Source organism: Variovorax sp. HW608, from assembly GCF_900090195.1.
GTDB lineage: Bacteria > Pseudomonadota > Gammaproteobacteria > Burkholderiales > Burkholderiaceae_C > Variovorax.
On record NZ_LT607803.1, the window covers coordinates 4,365,397 to 4,383,295 of the forward strand.

Genomic DNA, 17,899 nt, shown 5'->3' on the forward strand with positions numbered 1-17,899 from the left:
GTGCCTCATTCCTCGACCCGGACTTCGCGAAACATGCCCGTCTCCATATGGAACATCAGGTGGCAGTGATAGGCCCAGCGGCCGAGCGCGTCGGCCGTGACGCGGTAGCTGCGGCGGGAGCCGGGCGGCATGTCGATGGTGTGCTTGCGCACCATGAACCGGCCCTGTTCGTCCTCCAGATCGCTCCACATGCCGTGCAGATGGATTGGGTGGCTCATCATGGTGTCGTTCACCAGCACCAGCCGGATGCGCTCTCCGTACTTCAGGCGCACGGGCTTCGCGTCGGAGAACTTGACCCCGTCGAAGGACCAGGCGAACTTTTCCATGTGGCCCGTCAGGTGCAGTTCGATCGTTCGGCCCGGCGCGCGACCGTCGGGGTCATCGAAGCTGCTGCGCAGGTCGCTGTAGCTGAGCACCCTGCGGCCGTTGCTCCGCAATCCGATTCCGGGATCGTCGAGCCTGGGCTTCGGACTCATGGCCTGCATGTCCACCAGCGGGTTGCCGGTCTCCGATGCGGGGTGCGCCTGCATCTGCTGCCCTGAATGCATCGCGCCGTGGTCCATGCCTGCCATGCCCTGCATCGCGCCGTGGTCCATGCCTGCCATGCCCTGCATCGCGCCGTGATCCATGCCCGTCATGTCCTGCATCGAACCGTGATCCATGCCGCCATGGCTCATCCCCATGTCATCCATGGTCAGCAGTGGACGCACGTCCAACGCGGGCACGGCTGCGGCGAGGCCCTCGCGCACGGCAAGCGTTCCTCGCACGTAGCCGGTGCGATCCATCGACTGGGCGAAGATCGTGCAGGCCTGCACGCCGGCTTCCGGCTCGACGATGACGTCGTAGGTTTCCGCCACCGCCATGCGGAACTCGTCGACCGTGACCGGCCGGACGGGCTGGCCGTCCGCTGCGATCACGGTGATCTTCGTTCCCGGTATGCGCACGTCGAAGTAGGTCATGGCGGCGGCGTTGATGAATCTCAGGCGCACGCGCTCGCCGGGCCGGAAGGTCGCCGTCCAATTGCCTTCCGAGCTCTGCCCGTTCATCAGATAGGTGTACGTGGACCCGCTGACGTCGGCGAGGTCGGTCGGGTTCATGCGCATGTTCGACCACATCCACCGATCGTCGAGGGAAGCTTTCCAGCCTTTGTCCCGCACGTCCTGGACCAGGTCGGCTAGCGTTCGCTGATGGAAGTTGTAGTAGTTCGACTGCTTCTTGAGCTTGGCCTTGATCCGGGCCGGATCTTCATCGGTCCAGTCGGACAGCATGATCACGTAGTCGCGGTCGTGCCCGACCGGCTCCGGCTGCCGGGGCTCGATCAGCAGGGCGCCATAGACGCCGGTCTGCTCCTGGAACCCTGAATGGCTGTGGTACCAGTAGGTGCCGTGCTGCCTGACCTTGAAGCGATAGCTGAAGGTCTCGCCCGGGGCGATGCCGTGGAAGCTGAGTCCCGGGACGCCGTCCATGGTCGAGGGCAGCAGGATGCCGTGCCAGTGGATCGAGGTGGGGACCGGGAGCTCGTTGCGGACCCGAAGGGTCACGACATCGCCCTCGCGCCAGCGCAAGGTCGGTCCGGGCAAACTGCCGTTGATCAGGGTCGCGCTGCGGGCCTGGCCGGTGATGTTCACCGGCACTTCGGAGATGGAGAGGTCGAACTCCGTGCCGCTCAGGGTGGCGGGTTCGGACATTCGCGGGATGGCAAGCGCCGGGGGCCGCCACAGGGCCAGGCCGCCGGCCACGCCGCTCGCTGCGACGCGATGCAGGAATGTTCGTCGAGGTGCGCTGAATTGCATGATGGAAAGGGTCGATTCGATGAGCGCGTGCCAGGCACGCAGGCGCCCGCGCAGTGAGTACGCGGATGGGGGTGCCGGAGGCTGACGACCCCCGAGGGTCCATTCAGCCAGCGCGGCCATTGCTTCTCAGGCGCGCGGGGGCTTCTCGAGAGGGCGAGCAGGCACCGCGGCGGGCGCGGCCTCGGGCTCGATCAGGTCGGCTTGCGGAAGAGGTGACCCGGTGGCGAACGATGGGGCGTCGATGAAGGCGATGCCATGACAGGCGCTGCAAAGATTGCAGAGACTGCAGCCATGATCGACATCGGGAGAAGCGGCGCCCGGTGTGTCGGCGGCGCTTTTCGCAACGCTGCCGTGCGCCCCGCCGTGGTCGGCATCGAGTGCCTGATCGGGGGCCGCCGACATGGGCGTCATGGCGTTCGCCGCGACGACGGCGTTCTGCGCCATGCACGCGAGCATCGAGGCAGCGGCGTACCCTTGGAAGGGCAGTGCCAGCATCAACAGCCAGATCATCCAGATACGAACGCGTCGCATGCCGCAATTCTAGGGTGTCGACACTTCAGTCCACCTCGACGGCGCGCAAGCGCAGCGCATTCGTGATGACGCTCACCGACGACAGCGCCATGGCCGCCGCCGCGACGACCGGCGACAGCAGCAGCCCGAAGAACGGGTAGAGCACGCCGGCCGCCAGCGGGATGCCCGCCACGTTGTAGGCAAAGGACAGGAACAGGTTCTGGCGGATGTTCCGCATCGTCGCCTGCGAGAGGGTCCGCGCGCGCACGATGCCCATCAGGTCGCCCTTCAGCAAGGTGATGCCGGCGCTTTCCATCGCGACGTCCGTCCCCGTGCCCATCGCGACGCCCACGGTGGCCCGCGCCAGCGCCGGTGCATCGTTCACCCCGTCGCCGGCCATCGCGACGATCCGGCCTACGGACTGGAGGCGCTGGACGACCGCTGCCTTGTCTTCGGGGAACACCTCCGCCACCACCTCGTCGATGCCGAGCTGACGTCCAACGGCCTCTGCCGTGGTCTTGCCGTCACCCGTCAGCATCACCACGCGCACGCCGGCACTCTGCAGGGCCTTCAGCGCCTCTGGCGTCGTCGCCTTGATCGGGTCGGCAATGGCCACGAATCCGGCCAAGCGGCCGCCGACGCCGACGAAGATGACGGTCGCCGCCCGCTGGCGCTGGGCCTCGGCGGCTGCTGCGAGGCTCGAAGTGTCGATGCCCAGCTCCGACAGGAACTTGGCGCTGCCCGAGACGACCGCCAGGCCGTCCAGCGTGCCGACGACGCCCTTGCCGAGCGGCGAATCGAAATCCGTCACCGGCGACAGAGGCAGCTTGCGCTCCTGAGCGTCCGCCACGATGGCCATCGCCAACGGGTGCTCGCTGGCACGCTCGACGCTCGCCAGCTTCTGCAGCACGTCGTCCGCGGAGAAGCCGCCGGCCGGTTCGACGTGCACCACCTTGGGCCGGCCCTCGGTCAAGGTGCCCGTCTTGTCGACCACCAGCGTGTCGACCTTCTCCATCTTCTCGAGCGCTTCGGCGTCGCGAATGAGGACGCCGTGCTGCGCCCCCTTGCCGACGCCGACCATGATCGACATCGGCGTCGCCAGGCCGAGCGCACACGGGCAGGCGATGATGAGGACCGCCACCGCGGTGATGAGCGCGTAGCTGAACGCCGGCGATGGCCCCCACACCAGCCAGGCCGCGAAAGTGAGAACCGCCACCCCGATGACGACCGGCACGAACCAGCCGGCCACCTGGTCGGCCATGCGCTGGATGGGCGCCCGGCTGCGCTGCGCCGCGGCCACCATGTGCACGATTTGCGAGAGCAGGGTGTCGGCGCCGACCTTTTCGGCGCGCATCACGAAGCTGCCGGTCTGGTTCAAGGTGCCGGCCGTCACCTTGGACCCCACCGCCTTGGCAACCGGCATCGGCTCGCCGGTCACCATCGATTCGTCGAGATTGGCCTTGCCCTCCGTCAGCTCGCCGTCCCCCGGCACCTTTTCGCCCGGCCGCACGCGCAGCAGGTCGCCGACCTCGATCGTTTCGACCTCGACGGTCCTGTCGCTGCCGTCGGCATCGACCTTCACGGCCGTCTTCGGTGCGAGCCCGAGCAGGGCCTTGATGGCGCCGGAGGTCTTCTCGCGCGCCCGGAGCTCCAGCACCTGCCCCAGAAGGACCAGCACCGTGATGACCGCGGCGGCTTCGAAGTACACGGCGACGGCGCCGTCCTCGCCCCTGAGCGCCGCAGGGAACAGTCCGGGCGCCAGCGTCGCGACGATGCTGTAGAGCCACGCCGCGCCGGTGCCCAGCGCGATGAGGGTGAACATGTTGAGGCTCAGGTTCTTCACCGAGGCAACGGCCCGCGTGAAGAAGGGCCAGCCGGCCCAGAGGACGACCGGCGTTCCGAGCAGCAGCTGGACCCAGTTCGAGGTCTGCTGCGCGATGAGGTGATGGATGTTGAAAAGGTGCCCGCCCATCTCGAGCGCGAAGACCGGCAGCGTCAGTGCGGTGCCGATCCAGAAGCGGTGCGTCATGTCGCGCAGCTCGGGGCTTTCACCCGTCTGGGCCGTCGCCAGCACCGGCTCCAGTGCCATGCCGCAGATGGGGCAGTGGCCAGGCCCCATCTGCCGCACCTGCGGATGCATCGGGCAGGTGTATTCGACCTGGCGTGGGTCGCCGGCAGGCGGTGGCGTCATCGAGTCCTGCGAATGCGCATGGTGTTCGTGAAGTCCGTGTTCGTGTCCTGCAGGGACGTGGTGAGCGTGCTCGTGCCCCGAGTGATCGTGGCGCTCAGTGCTCGTCGAGGGCATGAGTGATTCCTTTTGTTGTGCGGAGTCTCATCCTTGCCACTGTGGCAAGGTCAAGCCGGGTCAATCCAGGCGCGTGATGCATTTCGCAAAGCCGGTGAGCTCCGACAACTCATCGATGATCGGGCAGTCTGACCGCTGATCGCCGCTGCAGCAAGCCGCCAGCCGCTCGAGCGATCGCCTGGTAGCCTCCAGCTCCTCGATCCGGCGGCAGAGCTCTTCGATATGCTCGAGCACGATGCGCTTCACGTCCGAGCTTGCCCGCTCGTTGTCTTGCCAGAGCCTGAGGAGATCGCCGGTCTCGCGCACGCTGAAGCCGAACGCCTGACCTCTGCGTATGAACCGGAGCCTCTGAACGTCATCTTCGGTATAGAGGCCTGGGTTCGAGTTCGGTCTGGTCCCGTCGAGCGCCAGAAGGCCCAAGGATTCGGATTGCTGGATCAGCTTGACGGTAACGCCGGCGAGGCTGGCAGCATCGCCGGCACTCAGATTCTTGTCCATGGTCTTGCACATCACACATCTCCTGTCGAGAAATCGGGAAATCGATTTCGAAGCCGCGAATGTCGACCTTCCGGCGATGGGAGGGTCAAGGGGCTTTGGTCACCAGTGCTGATTGACCTGCAGCGGCATCCTGCCTACGGGGCGTGAGCGTAAAGTCCAAGCGCCACGAACCACGCGATGGGCGGCAGCGCCAGGAGCCAGCGGAAGTCCGACTGCAACGCAAAGTTCACCGCACTCATCAACACCAAGGTCGCCGCGCCGGCCAGCGCCAGCGCCGCTGTAATTCCCTGGGTGCGCAGAGGCATCACCTTCCATCCCAAATAGGCGATGAGAACTCCCGCACCCGTCATGAAGCCGCCCATGACGGTAAAGACCTTGGCGAGCCAATCAGCCAGTCGCGGTGCCGCCGCGTGCAGAACCTGCGCGTCGACTCCGATGTAGCCCAGGTCCTCCGGCAGCAGAGCCGGGCGGACGAAGATGAAGTACAAGCCGAGCCCGATGTGCCACAAGCCGCACGAAACGATGAGCCGCTCGGCCGGACTTCTGGACGGTGTAGTCATTTGCTGACGACGGAGGCTGCAATCCAGATCCCTAGTCCCACCAGGCAAGCCCAGCAGGCCCAGAACAATGCCCGCTCCCACCAAAGCGGCGGGCCGTCCCGGCTCTGGAGCCTGTAGTTCAGGCTCATGCCCAGGCCATGGACGACGAGGCCGACGACCAGAAGCGGTATCGCGTATTCGCGCAGCCACGAAGGCAACATCAGCGCCAAACCGGCGCCCAGAACGATGGCGCCAAGGCCGGAAGCCAGTTCCGCCGCCTTGGCTGTACCGGTCTCGTGGCCGCCCCCACGCATCTCAGACCTTCTTTTCTTCCTCGTCGACCTGCGGATGACCGTCGTGCCCGCCGCCATGACTGCCGTGACCGCCATGGTGATGGCCGAACAGATGCATCAACGGGCACGCCAGAAGAATGAGGAAGGGAATCGCTTGCCTGACGTGGGTGAGGTGCTCGGTGAGCAGGTAATAGACGCCGACCGCACCCGCCACGAGCATGAAGATGCCCAGCGGCGAGCGCCAGCGCGATGGAGGGGTGGGGTTGTGGTTCATGGTCCATGACATCCGGTCAGGCGTGTCAGCCGCAGCAGCCACAGCACCCGCCGCTGCGCGTGGCTTGCCGGGTTGTCGGTGCCGACTCCGTCGAAACGTGCACGGGGGTGTAGCCCGCTTCGGCGATGGCGTTCTGCAGCTCATCGACGGCAGCCTCGGTGGGCTCGATGCGAACCAGGTGCTGCGACAGGTCCACGTCGACCTTCGCGCCGGAGTCGACCAGGCGAACGGCCTTGGTGATGGTGCTGGCGCAGTGGCCGCAGCTCATGTCTTCGACTCGATAGGTGAGCATCGCAAACTCCTTTTGCTGTTGATGCGCCGACTTTGAACCCTCCTACCGTTGGAAGGTCAATGCGTTTGAAGCGGGCGGATTGATGCAGGTCAACTGCTTGCAGTCATATTCGCTCCCCGCACACAGCTTCAGTTGGACGTGCGGCGCTGGGCTTGATGCGCGTCAAGCCGGGCGACTGATGATGCTGCGATCCTAGGACCCAACAAGGAGCCCACATGCGTCCAATTCTTCTTCTCGCGGCTGCCGCGGTCTTCTCGACGGGTGCCATCGCCCAGTCGTCGGATGCGGAGCACGCTACCCATCACCCCTCCAGCGCCGCGGCAAAGCCCGCGAGTCCGAAGGCGCAAAAGCCCGCGGCCAAGTCGACCGCGCCCACGCCGTCTCAGATGAACATGCAGATGAAAGCCATGGAGGAGATGCACGCGAAGATGCTGGCCGCCAAGACTCCCGAGGAGCGACAGGCGCTGATGGCTGACCACATGAAGATCATGCACGACGGGATGGCGATGATGGGTCAGATGAGAATGGGCAAGCCCGGCTCCGGCATGGGCGGCATGAGCATGGAGGGCATGGGTGCCATGCACGGCGACCACGACATGATGTCCAGGCGGATGGACATGATGGAACACATGATGCAAATGATGATCGACCGCGAGTCGATCCCCGCACCGGCGACCAAGTGAACTCCCAGAGCAGTATCGGGGCAGGCCGCCTGTCTTCATCCCGACTTCCAAATCGCGCGTATGACGCCGGCCGAGGGAGTCATGAAAATGACAGCGGGCAGGAAAGATACTCTGGCCGAGAAAAGCATCCTGTCCCGCGAGGAGTACGAGGAGAGTCTGCACCTGCTTCAAATCGAGCTGGTCAAGCTGCAGAATCACTTTCTCTGTTGCAACGACAGAATACTGGTCGTCTTTGAAGGAAGGGATGCCTCTGGCAAGGACGGCACCATCAAACGCATCGTCGAGCACCTCAGTCCACGCGAAACCCGCGTGGTCGCGCTCGGGAAGCCATCCGATCGCGACCGAGGTTCCTGGTATTTCCGGCGCTATACGGCCGAACTGCCTTCGGCCGGCGAATTCACGCTGTTCAATCGCAGTTGGTACAACCGGGCGGGTGTCGAGCATGTGATGGGCTTCTGTACCGACGCGGAATACGACGAATTCATGTCGAGTGTCCCGGAGTTCGAAGGCATGCTGGTGCGCTCGGGCATTCGTCTCATCAAGTACTACCTGGACATTTCCAAGGAAGAACAGAAGGCACGCCTGGAAAGCCGTCGGCGAGATCCTCTGAAGCAGTGGAAAGTGAGCCCCATCGACGAGCAGGCTGTTTCGCTATGGAAGAAGTACAGCAAGGCTCGAAACGCGATGTTCGAGCGGACCAGCAGCGTGGTTCCATGGAATGTCGTCCGGGCCGACGACAAGCGCGTCGCGCGCCTCAATGTCATCAGGGATCTGCTTTCACGGCTGCACTACGCGTACAAGGATTCGGAGCTGATACGGCCGAATCCGGATGTCGTGTTTCCCTATGCCGAGGAACATCTTCTGAGCGGGGCTATTGCGAAGTAGCGCGGACGGCAGACTGAGGGCCAAGTCCCAGCTTGCCTATTTCTTCGATCTGGCGCGTGCCGTCGATGCGCCGACGCTTCCTGGGCGCGGGCTGCGGAACAGCAGCTCTCGCATGCCGCGCGCGGCATGGCTCAAGGTGCGGCCCTTCTGGTGCACGAAATAGATCGGGCGAGTCATCATCCTGGGGCTGATGCGCACGGCCCGTGTCGGCAGCAGGCTGAACTGCGGCAACGCCGATTCAGGCGCGAGGCAGGCGCCCAGGCCCGATGCCACCAGGCCGGCCAGCGTGGCCAGGCTGGCCACCTCGAAGCCGGAATCCACCGCGCCGGCTTCGTACAGCGCACGGCGTGCGCCGCGCATGCCCTTGCCGGTGCGCACCAGCATGTTGTCCGTGCCCTGCGTGTGCAGCAGGGGCAATCCGGTCAGGCTCCGCGCCGTTACCTGGGTTTCCCGTGCCAGTGGATGGTTCGGCGGGCAGACCAGATACAGCGATTCCTCGAAGAGCAGTTCCGCATCCATCTCGTGAGGCGTTCCTGGTTGCGAATTGAGGGCGAAGTCCACGACCCCCTGGCGCACCAGCTCCAGGCAGCGCACGGAAGACTGGTCGTGCAGCTGCAGCCGTACCGCCGGATGGCGTTGATGGAATTGCTGCAGCACCTGCGGCAACCAGACCACGGCCAAGGATGGAACGACGGCCAGGGCCACCTGCCCGGCCTGCAGCGTGGCGATGTCGCGCAGGTCGGCGATGGCCCGGTCGAGATCCGCGGTGATGCGCCGCGCCGTCTCGGCAAAGCGGCGGCCTTCGTCCGTGGGAGTGACCGAGCGCGCGTCGCGGTTGAACAGCTGCATGCCGACCCGCTCCTCCAGCCGCGAAATCATCTGGCTCAAGGCCGACTGCGTCAGGTGGCAGCGCTCCGCCGCCACGGTGAACTGGCCCGCATCGGCCAGCGCGAGGAAGCAGCGCAGCACGTGGTCGGAGATGTGCACGTCAGAGCCTCTCTGAAATTAGAGAAATTAATAGATTGAGTTAACAATTTAATTTTGCAGATTGTCCCGGGGTTTGCAGAATCGGCGACGATGAGCGCAAACCACACTACCAGGTCCGACACGCTGCCACTGACGGGGGTGCGCGTCCTGGACCTTTCCCGGGTGCTGGCCGGCCCCCTGTGCACGCAATACCTGGGCGACATGGGGGCGGAGGTCATCAAGGTCGAGACGCCGGGCCATGGCGACGACACCCGGAGCTGGCCCGAGTTCAAGTTCGCGGCCGATGGCGCGCGTGCTTCGGGCCACTTCCTGAGCTGCAACCGCAACAAGCGCAGCATCGCGCTGGATCTCAAGAGCGATGCCGGACGCGCGGTGGTGCACCGGCTGGCGCAGTCGGCCGACATTGCCGTGGAGAGCTTCGCCCCGGGCGTCGCCGCGCGCCTCGGTGTCGACGCGGCGCAGCTTCGCGCGCTGAATCCGCGCCTCGTCCATTGCAGCATCTCGGGCTTCGGCAGCGTCGGTCCGATGCGGCATGGCAAAGGCTACGACCTGATCCTGCAGGCGTTCAGCGGCATGCTCTCGCTCACCGGCGACCCGGGCAGTCCGCCGATGCGCAGCCCGTTCTCGCCGGTCGACCAGGGCACCGGCATGCATGCGCTGATCGGCATTCTGGCGGCATTGCTGCGCCGCGATCGCACCGGCCAGGGGTGCAGCGTCGAAGCCTCGCTGTTCGACACCTCGGCGGCATTCCTCGCCTACTTCCTCCAGAACTACTGGAACAGCGAGCGCGAGCCTGCCAAGGCGGGGGTGAGCCATGTGTCGCTGTGTCCCTATGGCGTGTTCGACACCGCTGACCGCCCGCTCATCCTGGGCATCGCCAACGACGCGCTGTGGCGCAGGTTCTGCGCGCTGGCCGGTCTCGGCGACGCCGTGGCGGACCCCCTGTATGCGAGCAATGGTGCGCGCGTGGCCCACCGGGCGCAGACCGAAGCGCTGGTGACGCAGGCCTTGCGCAAGCATGGCCGCGGCCACTGGCTGGCGCTGCTCGACGATGCCGGCATCCCTTGCACGGCCGTGCATTCGCTGGCCGAGATGTCGGCCCACCCGCACACCGAGGCATCGGGGATGGTGCTGCACTACGAGCACAGCCATTTCGGTGCGCTCAAGGGCGTCGCCCAGCCCCTGCGTTTCGACGGCGAACGTCTTGGCCAACGCCAGGAGCCGCCGCGCTGTGGCGAGCACACGGTCGAGGTTCTGCGCGAGGCGGGATGTTCGGACGACGCGATCAGCGCCTTGCTGGAGCAGGGGGTCGCGGCCCAGGCCGCCACCGGTTGACGCCACCGAGGCACGAGGAGACAGGAATTGGATTTTTCCATCAGCGACGACCACCGGGCCATCCGCGATGGCGTTGCCGCAGTGGTCAGGCGTTTCGACGACGACTACTGGCTGGCGCGCGACGAGGATGGCGAGTTCCCGTTCGCCTTCCACCGCGCCATGGCCGACGCCGGCTGGCTCGGCATCACGATGCCCACGGCATATGGCGGCGCGGGCCTGGGCGTGACCGAGGCGGCGATCATGATGAACGAGGTCGCCAGCCATGGCGGAGGCATGGCCGCGGCCTCCACCGTGCACATCAACCTGTTCGGACCGCATCCCATCGTGGTCTTCGGCACCGATGCGCAGCGCGAGCGCTGGCTGCCGCGCCTGATCGACGGGTCCGACCAGTGCTGCTTCGGCATCACCGAGCCGGACGCGGGCCTCGACACCACGGCCATCAAGACCTTCGCCGAGAAGGTGCCGGGTGGCTACAGAGTGCACGGGCAGAAGGTCTGGACCTCGACCGCCCAGGTCGCCAACAAGATCATGCTGCTCACGCGCACCACCCGGTTGCAGGACTGCAAGCGCCCGACCGATGGCATCACCATCTTCTACACCGACCTTGACCGCAGCAAGATCGATGTGCACCGCATTCCCAAGATGGGACGCAAGGCCGTCGATTCGAACGCGATCTTCATCGACGGTCTGTTCATTCCGGAGGCCGACCGCATCGGCGAGGAGGGCAAGGGCTTCGGCTACATCCTGCACAGCCTGAATCCCGAGCGCGTGCTGATCGCCGCCGAGGCGGTCGGCATCGGGCACGACGCGCTGGCCCGCGCTGCCAGGTACGCACGGGAGCGAGTCGTTTTCGATCGGCCGATCGGCCAGAACCAGGGCATCCAGCATCCGTTGGCCGAACGCTGGATGGCGCTCGAAGCGGCCTGGGCCATGACCATGAAGGCGGCCTGGCTGTACGACCAGGACGAATCCTGCGGGGCCGAGGCCAACACCGCCAAGTTCCTCGGTGCGCGCGCAGGCTACGAGGCGGCGCAGCAGGCGATCTTCACGCATGGCGGCTTCGGCTACGCCAAGGAATACCACGTCGAGCGCCTGTTCCGCGAGGTGACGGTGACGCGCATCGCGCCGATCACCGAGCAGCTGATCCTGTCGTTCATTGCCGAGAAGGCGCTGGGCCTGCCCAAGTCGTACTAGCTTGAACCCAACGAAAAAAGGAGACAGACGTGACACACCAGAAAGCACGACCACGGCAGCTTGCCGGCGTTCCGCACCCGGCCGTCGCCGGCGTGCGCAGCCCGGGATTCGCACGGGCCATGCGCTGGCTTCTCGCCGGCCTGTGCGCCGCGGCTGCGCAGGCAGTGGCCGCGCAGGGATGGCCGGCCAAACCCATCAGGATCAGCGTTCCCTATGCCGTGGGCCAGGGGACGGACATCGTGGCGCGCTATGTCGGCGACGAACTGGGCAGGGAACTGCACCAGGCCGTCATCGTCGACAACCGCCCGGGCGCCGGCGGCAACATCGGCACGCAGGCTGCGGCCCGTTCGCCGGCCGATGGCTACACGCTGTTGATCGGAACCAATGCCACGCATGCCGCCAACGGCTTCCTGTACGGCAACCCGGGATTCGACCCGCAAGCCGACTTCGAACCCGTGGCCATGGTGGGCATTCTTCCGCTGGTGTATGTCACGCAGCCCGCCAGTGCGATCAACGGCATGCAGGACCTGGTGCGCGCCGTGCGCGCCAAGCCGGAGGGCCTGAACGTCGCGATCTCGACCACGACCTGCCGCGTGGCCCAGGAACTTCTCAAGTCCAAGGCTGGCGCCGCCATGTTCCCGGTGGACTTCAAGGGCAGCGCGCAGGCGCTCACGGCGGTCATCGGTGGGCAGGTGGAGTTCATGGTGGACACCATCACCTCACTGCGCGGCGCGATCCTGAATCAGCAGGTCAAGCCGCTGGGCGTGACCTCGGCCAGCGCCAGCAAGCTCCTGCCGGGCGTGAAGTCACTGGCGGAGCAGGGCATCGCGGGCTATGAGCTGGTGGGCTGGACCGTCTTCTACGCACCCAAGGGCACGCCGCCGGAGGTGCTGCGCACGCTCTCCGCGGCCACCCAGGCCGTCCTGGCCAGGCCGGCGACGCATGAGAAGCTGCTGCAACTGGGCATGGAGCCCAGAAGCATGACGCCTGAAGAACTGCGCAGCTTTGCCCAGGCGGAGCGCGAGAAGTGGGGCAGTCTCATCCGTGCGGCTGGGCTCAAGCCCGCGGGCTGAGTGTTTCCCGCCGCGACACCGGATCGATTGCTCGAACCGAGCGGTCTTTCCATCGAAGCTCGCCCAATTCGTTTCGGGCACGTTCGGATAGCCTAGCTCTCATCGATGGCGGGCCCCCCGGGGCCCGGGAAAGCTGATGGAGAGAGGATGTTGCGCATGCCGAATGCTTCTTCTGAAACGACAGTTGCCGGTCCGAGGAGCCTGCTGAGGTTCCTGATGGGCGAGGGCTGGCTCTTCGCGCGGGCGTCGCGCCTCCGGCGGACCCCGGCGGCCACGACGCCGGCCCGGCCGCCGTCCGCGCGCAGTGCCTTGCACGCGCATCTGCGGGCGGGCACCGAGTGGCCGCCGACGAAGTCGCAGGCGCCGTTCTCGCGCGCCCTGGCGGCGAGCCGCCCGGTGCTGCCGAAGGCAGAGGGCCTCGAGGCTTCCGCCTTCATGGACCGCTTGCTGGAACTCGACCGCCTGCGCGGCAAGGGCAGCGCCAGCAGCGCGAAGCGGCATGAGCCGCCCGGCCGCTCCGAAGGCGAATACCGAAGCGCTGCTGCGCGAAGGTACTCCGATGAGCTGCTGGACTGGCTGGGCGCCAAGCTCTTCGGCCGCATGCGGATGCATCGCGAGCTGTTCCGCCCGCAATGGCTGGCGGCCGGCAACGGCGAGCACTACGACACGCGCTTCCGGCCGCTCGACCCCACGCGCGACGCGCTCTTCGCCTGCCGCGTCGAGGGCGACGAGCTCGTCGCCGTCGTCGAACGCCGGGCGCGTCGGGCCGGGTCGCGCGTCGCCACCCGCACCGTGCGCTTTCCGCTGCGCTTCCTGGCCGACGAGGGCGAAAACCGGATGTGGTCGGAAGCCAGCCAGCGCCTGCGCCGCCTGCGCGTGGAGCGCGAAGAGGCGATCGCGCGCTTCGACGAAGTCGAGACCCAGGTGCAGGCGCTGCTCGCGCGCTACTCGACCGCCGTGGCCTGAAGACGGCGCAGGCGGGATTTCCCTGGCAAACCAAAGACGTAGGAGCCGCCTTACGCCACTCAACAACATCGCGCGAATGTTCGGCGCGCGTCGCGCATGCTATTTGTCTGGTGTTGCATCCGAGGAAAGGACCCTGCCTTGTCCGAGCCCGATGACCTCCAACCGACGATCCCGCTGCTGCAGATGGGCGTGCCCGGCCTCGACGACGTCCTGGGCGGCGGACTCAGCGCCGAACGCCTCTACCTGGTGGAAGGCGCGCCCGGCGCCGGCAAGACGACGCTGGCGATCCAGTTCCTGCGCGAAGGGGCGGCGCGAGGCGAGCGCGCGCTCTACATCACGCTGTCCGAAAGCGCGACCGAACTGGCCGATGTGGCGCGCTCGCACGGCTGGGGCCTGGACGGCATCGAGGTGCGCGAGATGCTGCCGACGGAAGAGGCCCTCGTGCCCGACGACCAGTACACGATGTTCCATCCCTCCGAAGTCGAGCTCAGCGAGACCACGATGCGCATCCTGGCCGAGGTCGACGAGATCAAGCCGACCCGCGTGGTCTTCGATTCGCTGTCGGAGCTGCGGCTGCTGGCGGGCGGATCGCTGCGCTACCGGCGGCAGCTCCTCGCGCTCAAGCACTTCTTCGCCGGCCGCCAGTGCACGGTGCTGCTGCTCGACGACCTCACCGCCACCGAGCAGGACCTGCAGGTGCAGAGCATCGCGCACGCGGTGATCCGCCTGGAGGTGGTCAATCCCGACTACGGCGCCTCGCGGCGCCGGCTCGTGGTCACCAAGTACCGCGGCAGGGAGATTCGTGGCGGCTACCACGACTTCAAGATCGTGCGCGGCGGGCTGCAGGTCTTTCCGCGCCTCGTGGCCTCGGAGCACACGCAGCCGCTCGAGCAGACGCGCATTCCCAGCGGATTGGCCGCGCTCGACGAGTTGCTGGGCGGCGGCATCGAGAAGGGCACCAGCACGCTCTTCGTCGGCGCGCCGGGCACGGGCAAGTCCAGCATGGCGGTGCAGTTCGCTGTGACGGCCGCGCGGCGCGGCGAGCATGCCGCGCTGTTCATCTTCGACGAGAGCATCGGCACCTTGCGAACGCGCTGCGAGGGCCTGGGCATGGACCTCGGGCCCTTCATCGACTCGGGCCATATCCGCGTGCGGCAGGTCGACCCGGCCGAGCTGTCGCCGGGCGAGTTCGTCCACGAGATTCGCACGGCGGTAACGGAGTTCGATGCGACAGTGATCGTGATCGACAGCCTCAACGGCTACCTGAACGCGATGCCCGACGAACGCTTTCTCATCGTGCAGCTCCACGAGCTCCTGACCTTCCTCGGCCAAAGCGGCGTGGCGACGATGCTGGTCGGCGCGCAGCAGGGACTGATCGGCGCCCAGATGCAGACGCCGGTCGATGCGAGCTACCTCGCGGACGCGGTGGTGCTGCTGCGCTATTTCGAGGTCCATGGCGAAGTGCGGCAGGCCATATCCGTCGTCAAGAAGCGCGGCGGCGCGCACGAGCGGACGATCCGCGCCCTGACGCTGGGCCGCGACGGCATCCGCATCGGCGAGCCGCTGCGCAACTTCCGCGGCATCCTCACCGGCGTTCCGGTTTTTGTCGACAAGGCGCCGCCCACATCATGAGCACAGGCGCGCCGGCGTGCAACGAGCGCATCCTCCTGCGCACCGCGACCTCGCGGGATGCGCGGCTGGCGCAGGCGGTGCTGAAGCGCGCGGGCCTCGAAGCCCATGCTTGCGACGACATGCCGGCGCTGGTGGAAGAGCTGTCGCGCGGCGCCGGCGCCGTCATGCTCGCGGAGGAGGCGATCGGCGAGGCGGCCGCGACCGAGCTGGCCGTGGCGCTGGCCCTGCAGCCGCCCTGGTCCGACGTGCCCGTGCTCGTGCTGGCGCGGCAGGGCGCCGACTCGCGCGCGATCGCCAATGCGATGGAGGAGTTCGCCAACGTCACGGTGATCGAGCGGCCGATGCGCGTGTCGGCGCTGGTGAGCGCGCTGCGCACCGCCTTGCGCGCGCGGCGCCGCCAGTACGAGCTGCGCAGCCTGCTCGATGGCCTGCGCGAAGCGGACCAGCGCAAGACCGAGTTCCTCGCCACCTTGGCGCACGAGCTGCGCAATCCGCTCGCGCCGCTGAGCACCGCGCTGTCGCTGCTCGCGCGCAAGAAGCCGCCGCCCGGGGAAGCCGGCAGGTACTACGAGCTCATGACCCGCCAGGTGGACCACATGGTGCGCCTGGTGGACGATCTCATGGAGGTGTCGCGCATCACGCGCGGCAAGATCGCCCTGAAGCTGGCGCAGGTGCCGCTCGATGCGGTGATCGACGAGGCGGTCGAGCTGAGCCGGCCGCTGGTCGAGCGCGGCGGCCACGAGCTGGTGCTGGACCTGTCGCCGGTGCCGCTGGTGGTGCGCGGCGACGCCGTGCGCCTGACGCAGGTGTTCTCGAACCTGCTCAACAACGCGGCGAAGTACTCGCCGGCGCCCGGCAAGGTCAGCGTGATCGCGCGGCAGGAGGGCCAGCAGGCGGTGGTGCAGGTCATCGACACCGGCACCGGCATCGCGCCCGACATGCTGCAGTCGATCTTCGACATGTTCGTCCAGGTCAGCGGGACCGCCAAGGCCGCGCAGGGCGGCCTGGGCATCGGCCTCACGCTGGTCAGGAGCCTGGTGGAGCTGCACGGCGGCAGCATCGAGGCGGCGAGCGACGGCCTGGGCCGCGGGGCGACCTTCACCGTGCGGCTGCCGCTCGCGCGGCTGGCGCAAGTCCCCGACCGGCCGGCGCGCATCGCGCGGGACGGGGCGCTGTCCGTGCTCCAGGGCACGCTGCTCGTGGTCGACGACAACCACGATGCCGCCGACAGCCTCGCGGATCTGCTGGGATCGCTGGGCGCGACACCCTTCGTGGCCTACAGCGGTCAGGAAGCACTCAGGATCGCGCGCGAGACGAGGCCGGCAATCGCGGTGCTGGACATCGGCATGCCGGCCATGGACGGCTGCGAGCTGGCCCGCCGCCTGCGCGCCGAACCGTGGAGCGATGCGCTGCTGCTCGTTGCGCTCACCGGCTGGGGACAGTCCGGCGACCGCGAACGCATCGCGGCGGCGGGCTTCGATTACCACCTGCTCAAGCCCTTGAACCTGCCCGAATTCATGACGCTGCTGAAGAACGGGCGGCCCGCTGGCCGCCGCGAGAGGGTGCCCACGCCTTGACGAGCCCCGGCGGGCAATCCGCGGGGATTGATGCGAGGATCGGGTCCATGCGCCTCGTTCCCTGCCTTTCGTCCTCCAGCCCGCGGCGATGAGGACCTTCAGCCGTTTCCATCGCCGCCTCGGCACCGATGCGCCCGCACCCGGGCAGGCGCGCGCGGCTGCGGTTGCGCTCACCACCGGCGCGCTGATGGCGATCGGCAAGACGGCAGCCGCGATGTACACCAGCTCGGCCTCGATGTCGGCGGAGGCGGTCCATTCGTGGGTCTCGACGGTGACCGAGATCTTCCTCATCGCCGCCTACCTCGCCGCGCGCCGGCCGGCCGACACCGGGCATCCGCTGGGCCATGGGCGCGAGTCGTACGTGTGGTCGCTGTTCGCCTCGATCGGCATGTTCGTGGTGGGCGCGCAGGTGGGCTTCTGGCGCGGCCTCAGGCAGCTGGACCTGCCGGACGCGAGCACCGACTACCGCTTCGGCTACATCGTGATCGCGCTGTCGTTCGGGCTGCAGTTCGTGTCGTTCATGCAGGCGATCCGCTTCGTGCGCGAGCGGGCCGCCGAGCGTGACCTCGGCGTGTTCAAGCATGTGTTCGACACCTCGGATACACAACTGCGCGCCGTCGTGACCGGCGACTTCATCGCGCTCGTCGGTCTCGCGGTGGCCGCGATGGGCATGGCGCTGCACCAGGTGACCGGGCAGGTCGCGTACGACGCGGCGGGCTCGATGCTGATCGGCGTGCTGATGGGCGTGGCGGGCCTGTTCCTCATCAACGTCAACCGGCACTACCTCGCGGGCATGCCGCTCTCGCAGGAACACAGCGCGGCGGCGGTGAAGGCGCTGGAGGCCCAGCCGCTGGTGGAGCGCGTGACTTTCTTCTTCGCGGAGTTCGTCGGGCCCGACCGGCTGATCGTGGTGGTGCGCGTGGTGATCGCGGGCGAACACGACCAGGCGACGCTCGCGCGCATCCTCCACACGCTGGAGACGCGCATCATGGAGCACAAGTCCGTGGCCCGCGCGATCGTGGCGCTGGCGACGCCGGAGGAAAGGGAGCGCCTGCGCTGAGCG

18 protein-coding genes are annotated in these 17,899 nt (G+C 67.2%); 9 read left to right on the top strand and 9 right to left on the bottom strand.

Annotated elements, in window-relative coordinates:
* Positions 1-5: 5 nt before the first annotated feature.
* From VAR608DRAFT_RS20530 to VAR608DRAFT_RS20565, 8 genes are all read right to left on the bottom strand, one after another.
* Positions 6-1,793: a copper resistance system multicopper oxidase gene (locus VAR608DRAFT_RS20530; protein WP_088955734.1), complete on the bottom strand. Its 1,788-nt coding sequence runs from the start codon at positions 1,791-1,793 to the stop codon at positions 6-8.
* A gap of 126 nt (positions 1,794-1,919) precedes the next feature.
* Positions 1,920-2,303: a hypothetical protein gene (locus tag VAR608DRAFT_RS20535; protein WP_088955735.1), complete on the bottom strand. Its 384-nt coding sequence runs from the start codon at positions 2,301-2,303 to the stop codon at positions 1,920-1,922.
* A gap of 46 nt (positions 2,304-2,349) precedes the next feature.
* A complete protein-coding gene (locus tag VAR608DRAFT_RS20540) occupies positions 2,350-4,494 on the bottom strand; it encodes a copper-transporting P-type ATPase (RefSeq protein WP_231972908.1) in 2,145 nt (714 codons plus the stop codon).
* Between the two features lie 174 nt (positions 4,495-4,668).
* Positions 4,669-5,118: a MerR family DNA-binding protein gene (locus VAR608DRAFT_RS20545; protein WP_088955736.1), complete on the bottom strand. Its 450-nt coding sequence runs from the start codon at positions 5,116-5,118 to the stop codon at positions 4,669-4,671.
* Between the two features lie 122 nt (positions 5,119-5,240).
* Positions 5,241-5,594, bottom strand: coding sequence for a hypothetical protein (locus VAR608DRAFT_RS20550; RefSeq protein ID WP_231972909.1), 354 nt, complete (start codon positions 5,592-5,594; stop codon positions 5,241-5,243).
* A gap of 68 nt (positions 5,595-5,662) precedes the next feature.
* A complete protein-coding gene (locus VAR608DRAFT_RS20555; RefSeq protein ID WP_088955738.1) occupies positions 5,663-5,959 on the bottom strand; it encodes a hypothetical protein in 297 nt (98 codons plus the stop codon).
* Between the two features lies 1 nt (position 5,960).
* The gene (locus tag VAR608DRAFT_RS20560; protein ID WP_088955739.1) at positions 5,961-6,212 is read right to left on the bottom strand and encodes a DUF2933 domain-containing protein; all 252 of its coding nucleotides are present in this window, start codon (positions 6,210-6,212) and stop codon (positions 5,961-5,963) included.
* A 25-nt stretch (positions 6,213-6,237) separates the two neighbouring features.
* The gene (locus tag VAR608DRAFT_RS20565; RefSeq protein WP_088955740.1) at positions 6,238-6,504 is read right to left on the bottom strand and encodes a heavy-metal-associated domain-containing protein; all 267 of its coding nucleotides are present in this window, start codon (positions 6,502-6,504) and stop codon (positions 6,238-6,240) included.
* A gap of 215 nt (positions 6,505-6,719) precedes the next feature.
* On the opposite strand from VAR608DRAFT_RS20565, the gene VAR608DRAFT_RS20570 reads away from it, so the two are divergent.
* Together VAR608DRAFT_RS20570 and ppk2 are read left to right on the top strand one after the other, a co-directional pair.
* Positions 6,720-7,187, top strand: a complete 468-nt coding sequence (locus VAR608DRAFT_RS20570) for a hypothetical protein (protein WP_088955741.1) — start codon at positions 6,720-6,722, stop codon at positions 7,185-7,187.
* Positions 7,188-7,274: 87 nt separating this feature from the next.
* Complete coding sequence (ppk2, locus tag VAR608DRAFT_RS20575; RefSeq protein WP_088955742.1) at positions 7,275-8,072, top strand: polyphosphate kinase 2; 798 nt, start codon at positions 7,275-7,277, stop codon at positions 8,070-8,072.
* 36 nt (positions 8,073-8,108) lie between these two features.
* On the opposite strand, the gene VAR608DRAFT_RS20580 is transcribed toward ppk2, so the two are convergent.
* The gene (locus VAR608DRAFT_RS20580) at positions 8,109-9,059 is read right to left on the bottom strand and encodes a LysR family transcriptional regulator (RefSeq protein WP_088955743.1); all 951 of its coding nucleotides are present in this window, start codon (positions 9,057-9,059) and stop codon (positions 8,109-8,111) included.
* Between the two features lie 90 nt (positions 9,060-9,149).
* Between VAR608DRAFT_RS20580 and VAR608DRAFT_RS20585 the strand changes: the two genes are divergently transcribed.
* From VAR608DRAFT_RS20585 to VAR608DRAFT_RS20615, 7 genes are all read left to right on the top strand, one after another.
* Positions 9,150-10,394 carry a CaiB/BaiF CoA transferase family protein gene (locus VAR608DRAFT_RS20585; protein ID WP_088955744.1) on the top strand — a complete coding sequence of 415 codons (1,245 nt, stop codon included), beginning with the start codon at positions 9,150-9,152 and terminating at the stop codon, positions 10,392-10,394.
* 27 nt (positions 10,395-10,421) lie between these two features.
* The gene (locus tag VAR608DRAFT_RS20590) at positions 10,422-11,588 is read left to right on the top strand and encodes an acyl-CoA dehydrogenase family protein (RefSeq protein WP_088955745.1); all 1,167 of its coding nucleotides are present in this window, start codon (positions 10,422-10,424) and stop codon (positions 11,586-11,588) included.
* Between the two features lie 29 nt (positions 11,589-11,617).
* Entirely contained in the window at positions 11,618-12,661 is a 1,044-nt protein-coding gene (locus VAR608DRAFT_RS20595) for a Bug family tripartite tricarboxylate transporter substrate binding protein (protein WP_231972910.1), read from the top strand.
* 156 nt (positions 12,662-12,817) lie between these two features.
* Positions 12,818-13,627, top strand: a complete 810-nt coding sequence (locus tag VAR608DRAFT_RS20600; RefSeq protein ID WP_157731073.1) for a hypothetical protein — start codon at positions 12,818-12,820, stop codon at positions 13,625-13,627.
* A gap of 183 nt (positions 13,628-13,810) precedes the next feature.
* Positions 13,811-15,259, top strand: coding sequence for an ATPase domain-containing protein (locus VAR608DRAFT_RS20605; protein WP_088958881.1), 1,449 nt, complete (start codon positions 13,811-13,813; stop codon positions 15,257-15,259).
* Positions 15,256-16,836, top strand: coding sequence for a hybrid sensor histidine kinase/response regulator (locus VAR608DRAFT_RS20610; protein ID WP_088955748.1), 1,581 nt, complete (start codon positions 15,256-15,258; stop codon positions 16,834-16,836). Before VAR608DRAFT_RS20605 ends, VAR608DRAFT_RS20610 begins: the two co-directional genes overlap by 4 nt.
* Before the next feature lie 88 nt (positions 16,837-16,924).
* A complete protein-coding gene (locus VAR608DRAFT_RS20615) occupies positions 16,925-17,896 on the top strand; it encodes a cation diffusion facilitator family transporter (protein ID WP_088955749.1) in 972 nt (323 codons plus the stop codon).
* The last annotated feature ends 3 nt before the right edge of the window (positions 17,897-17,899 follow it).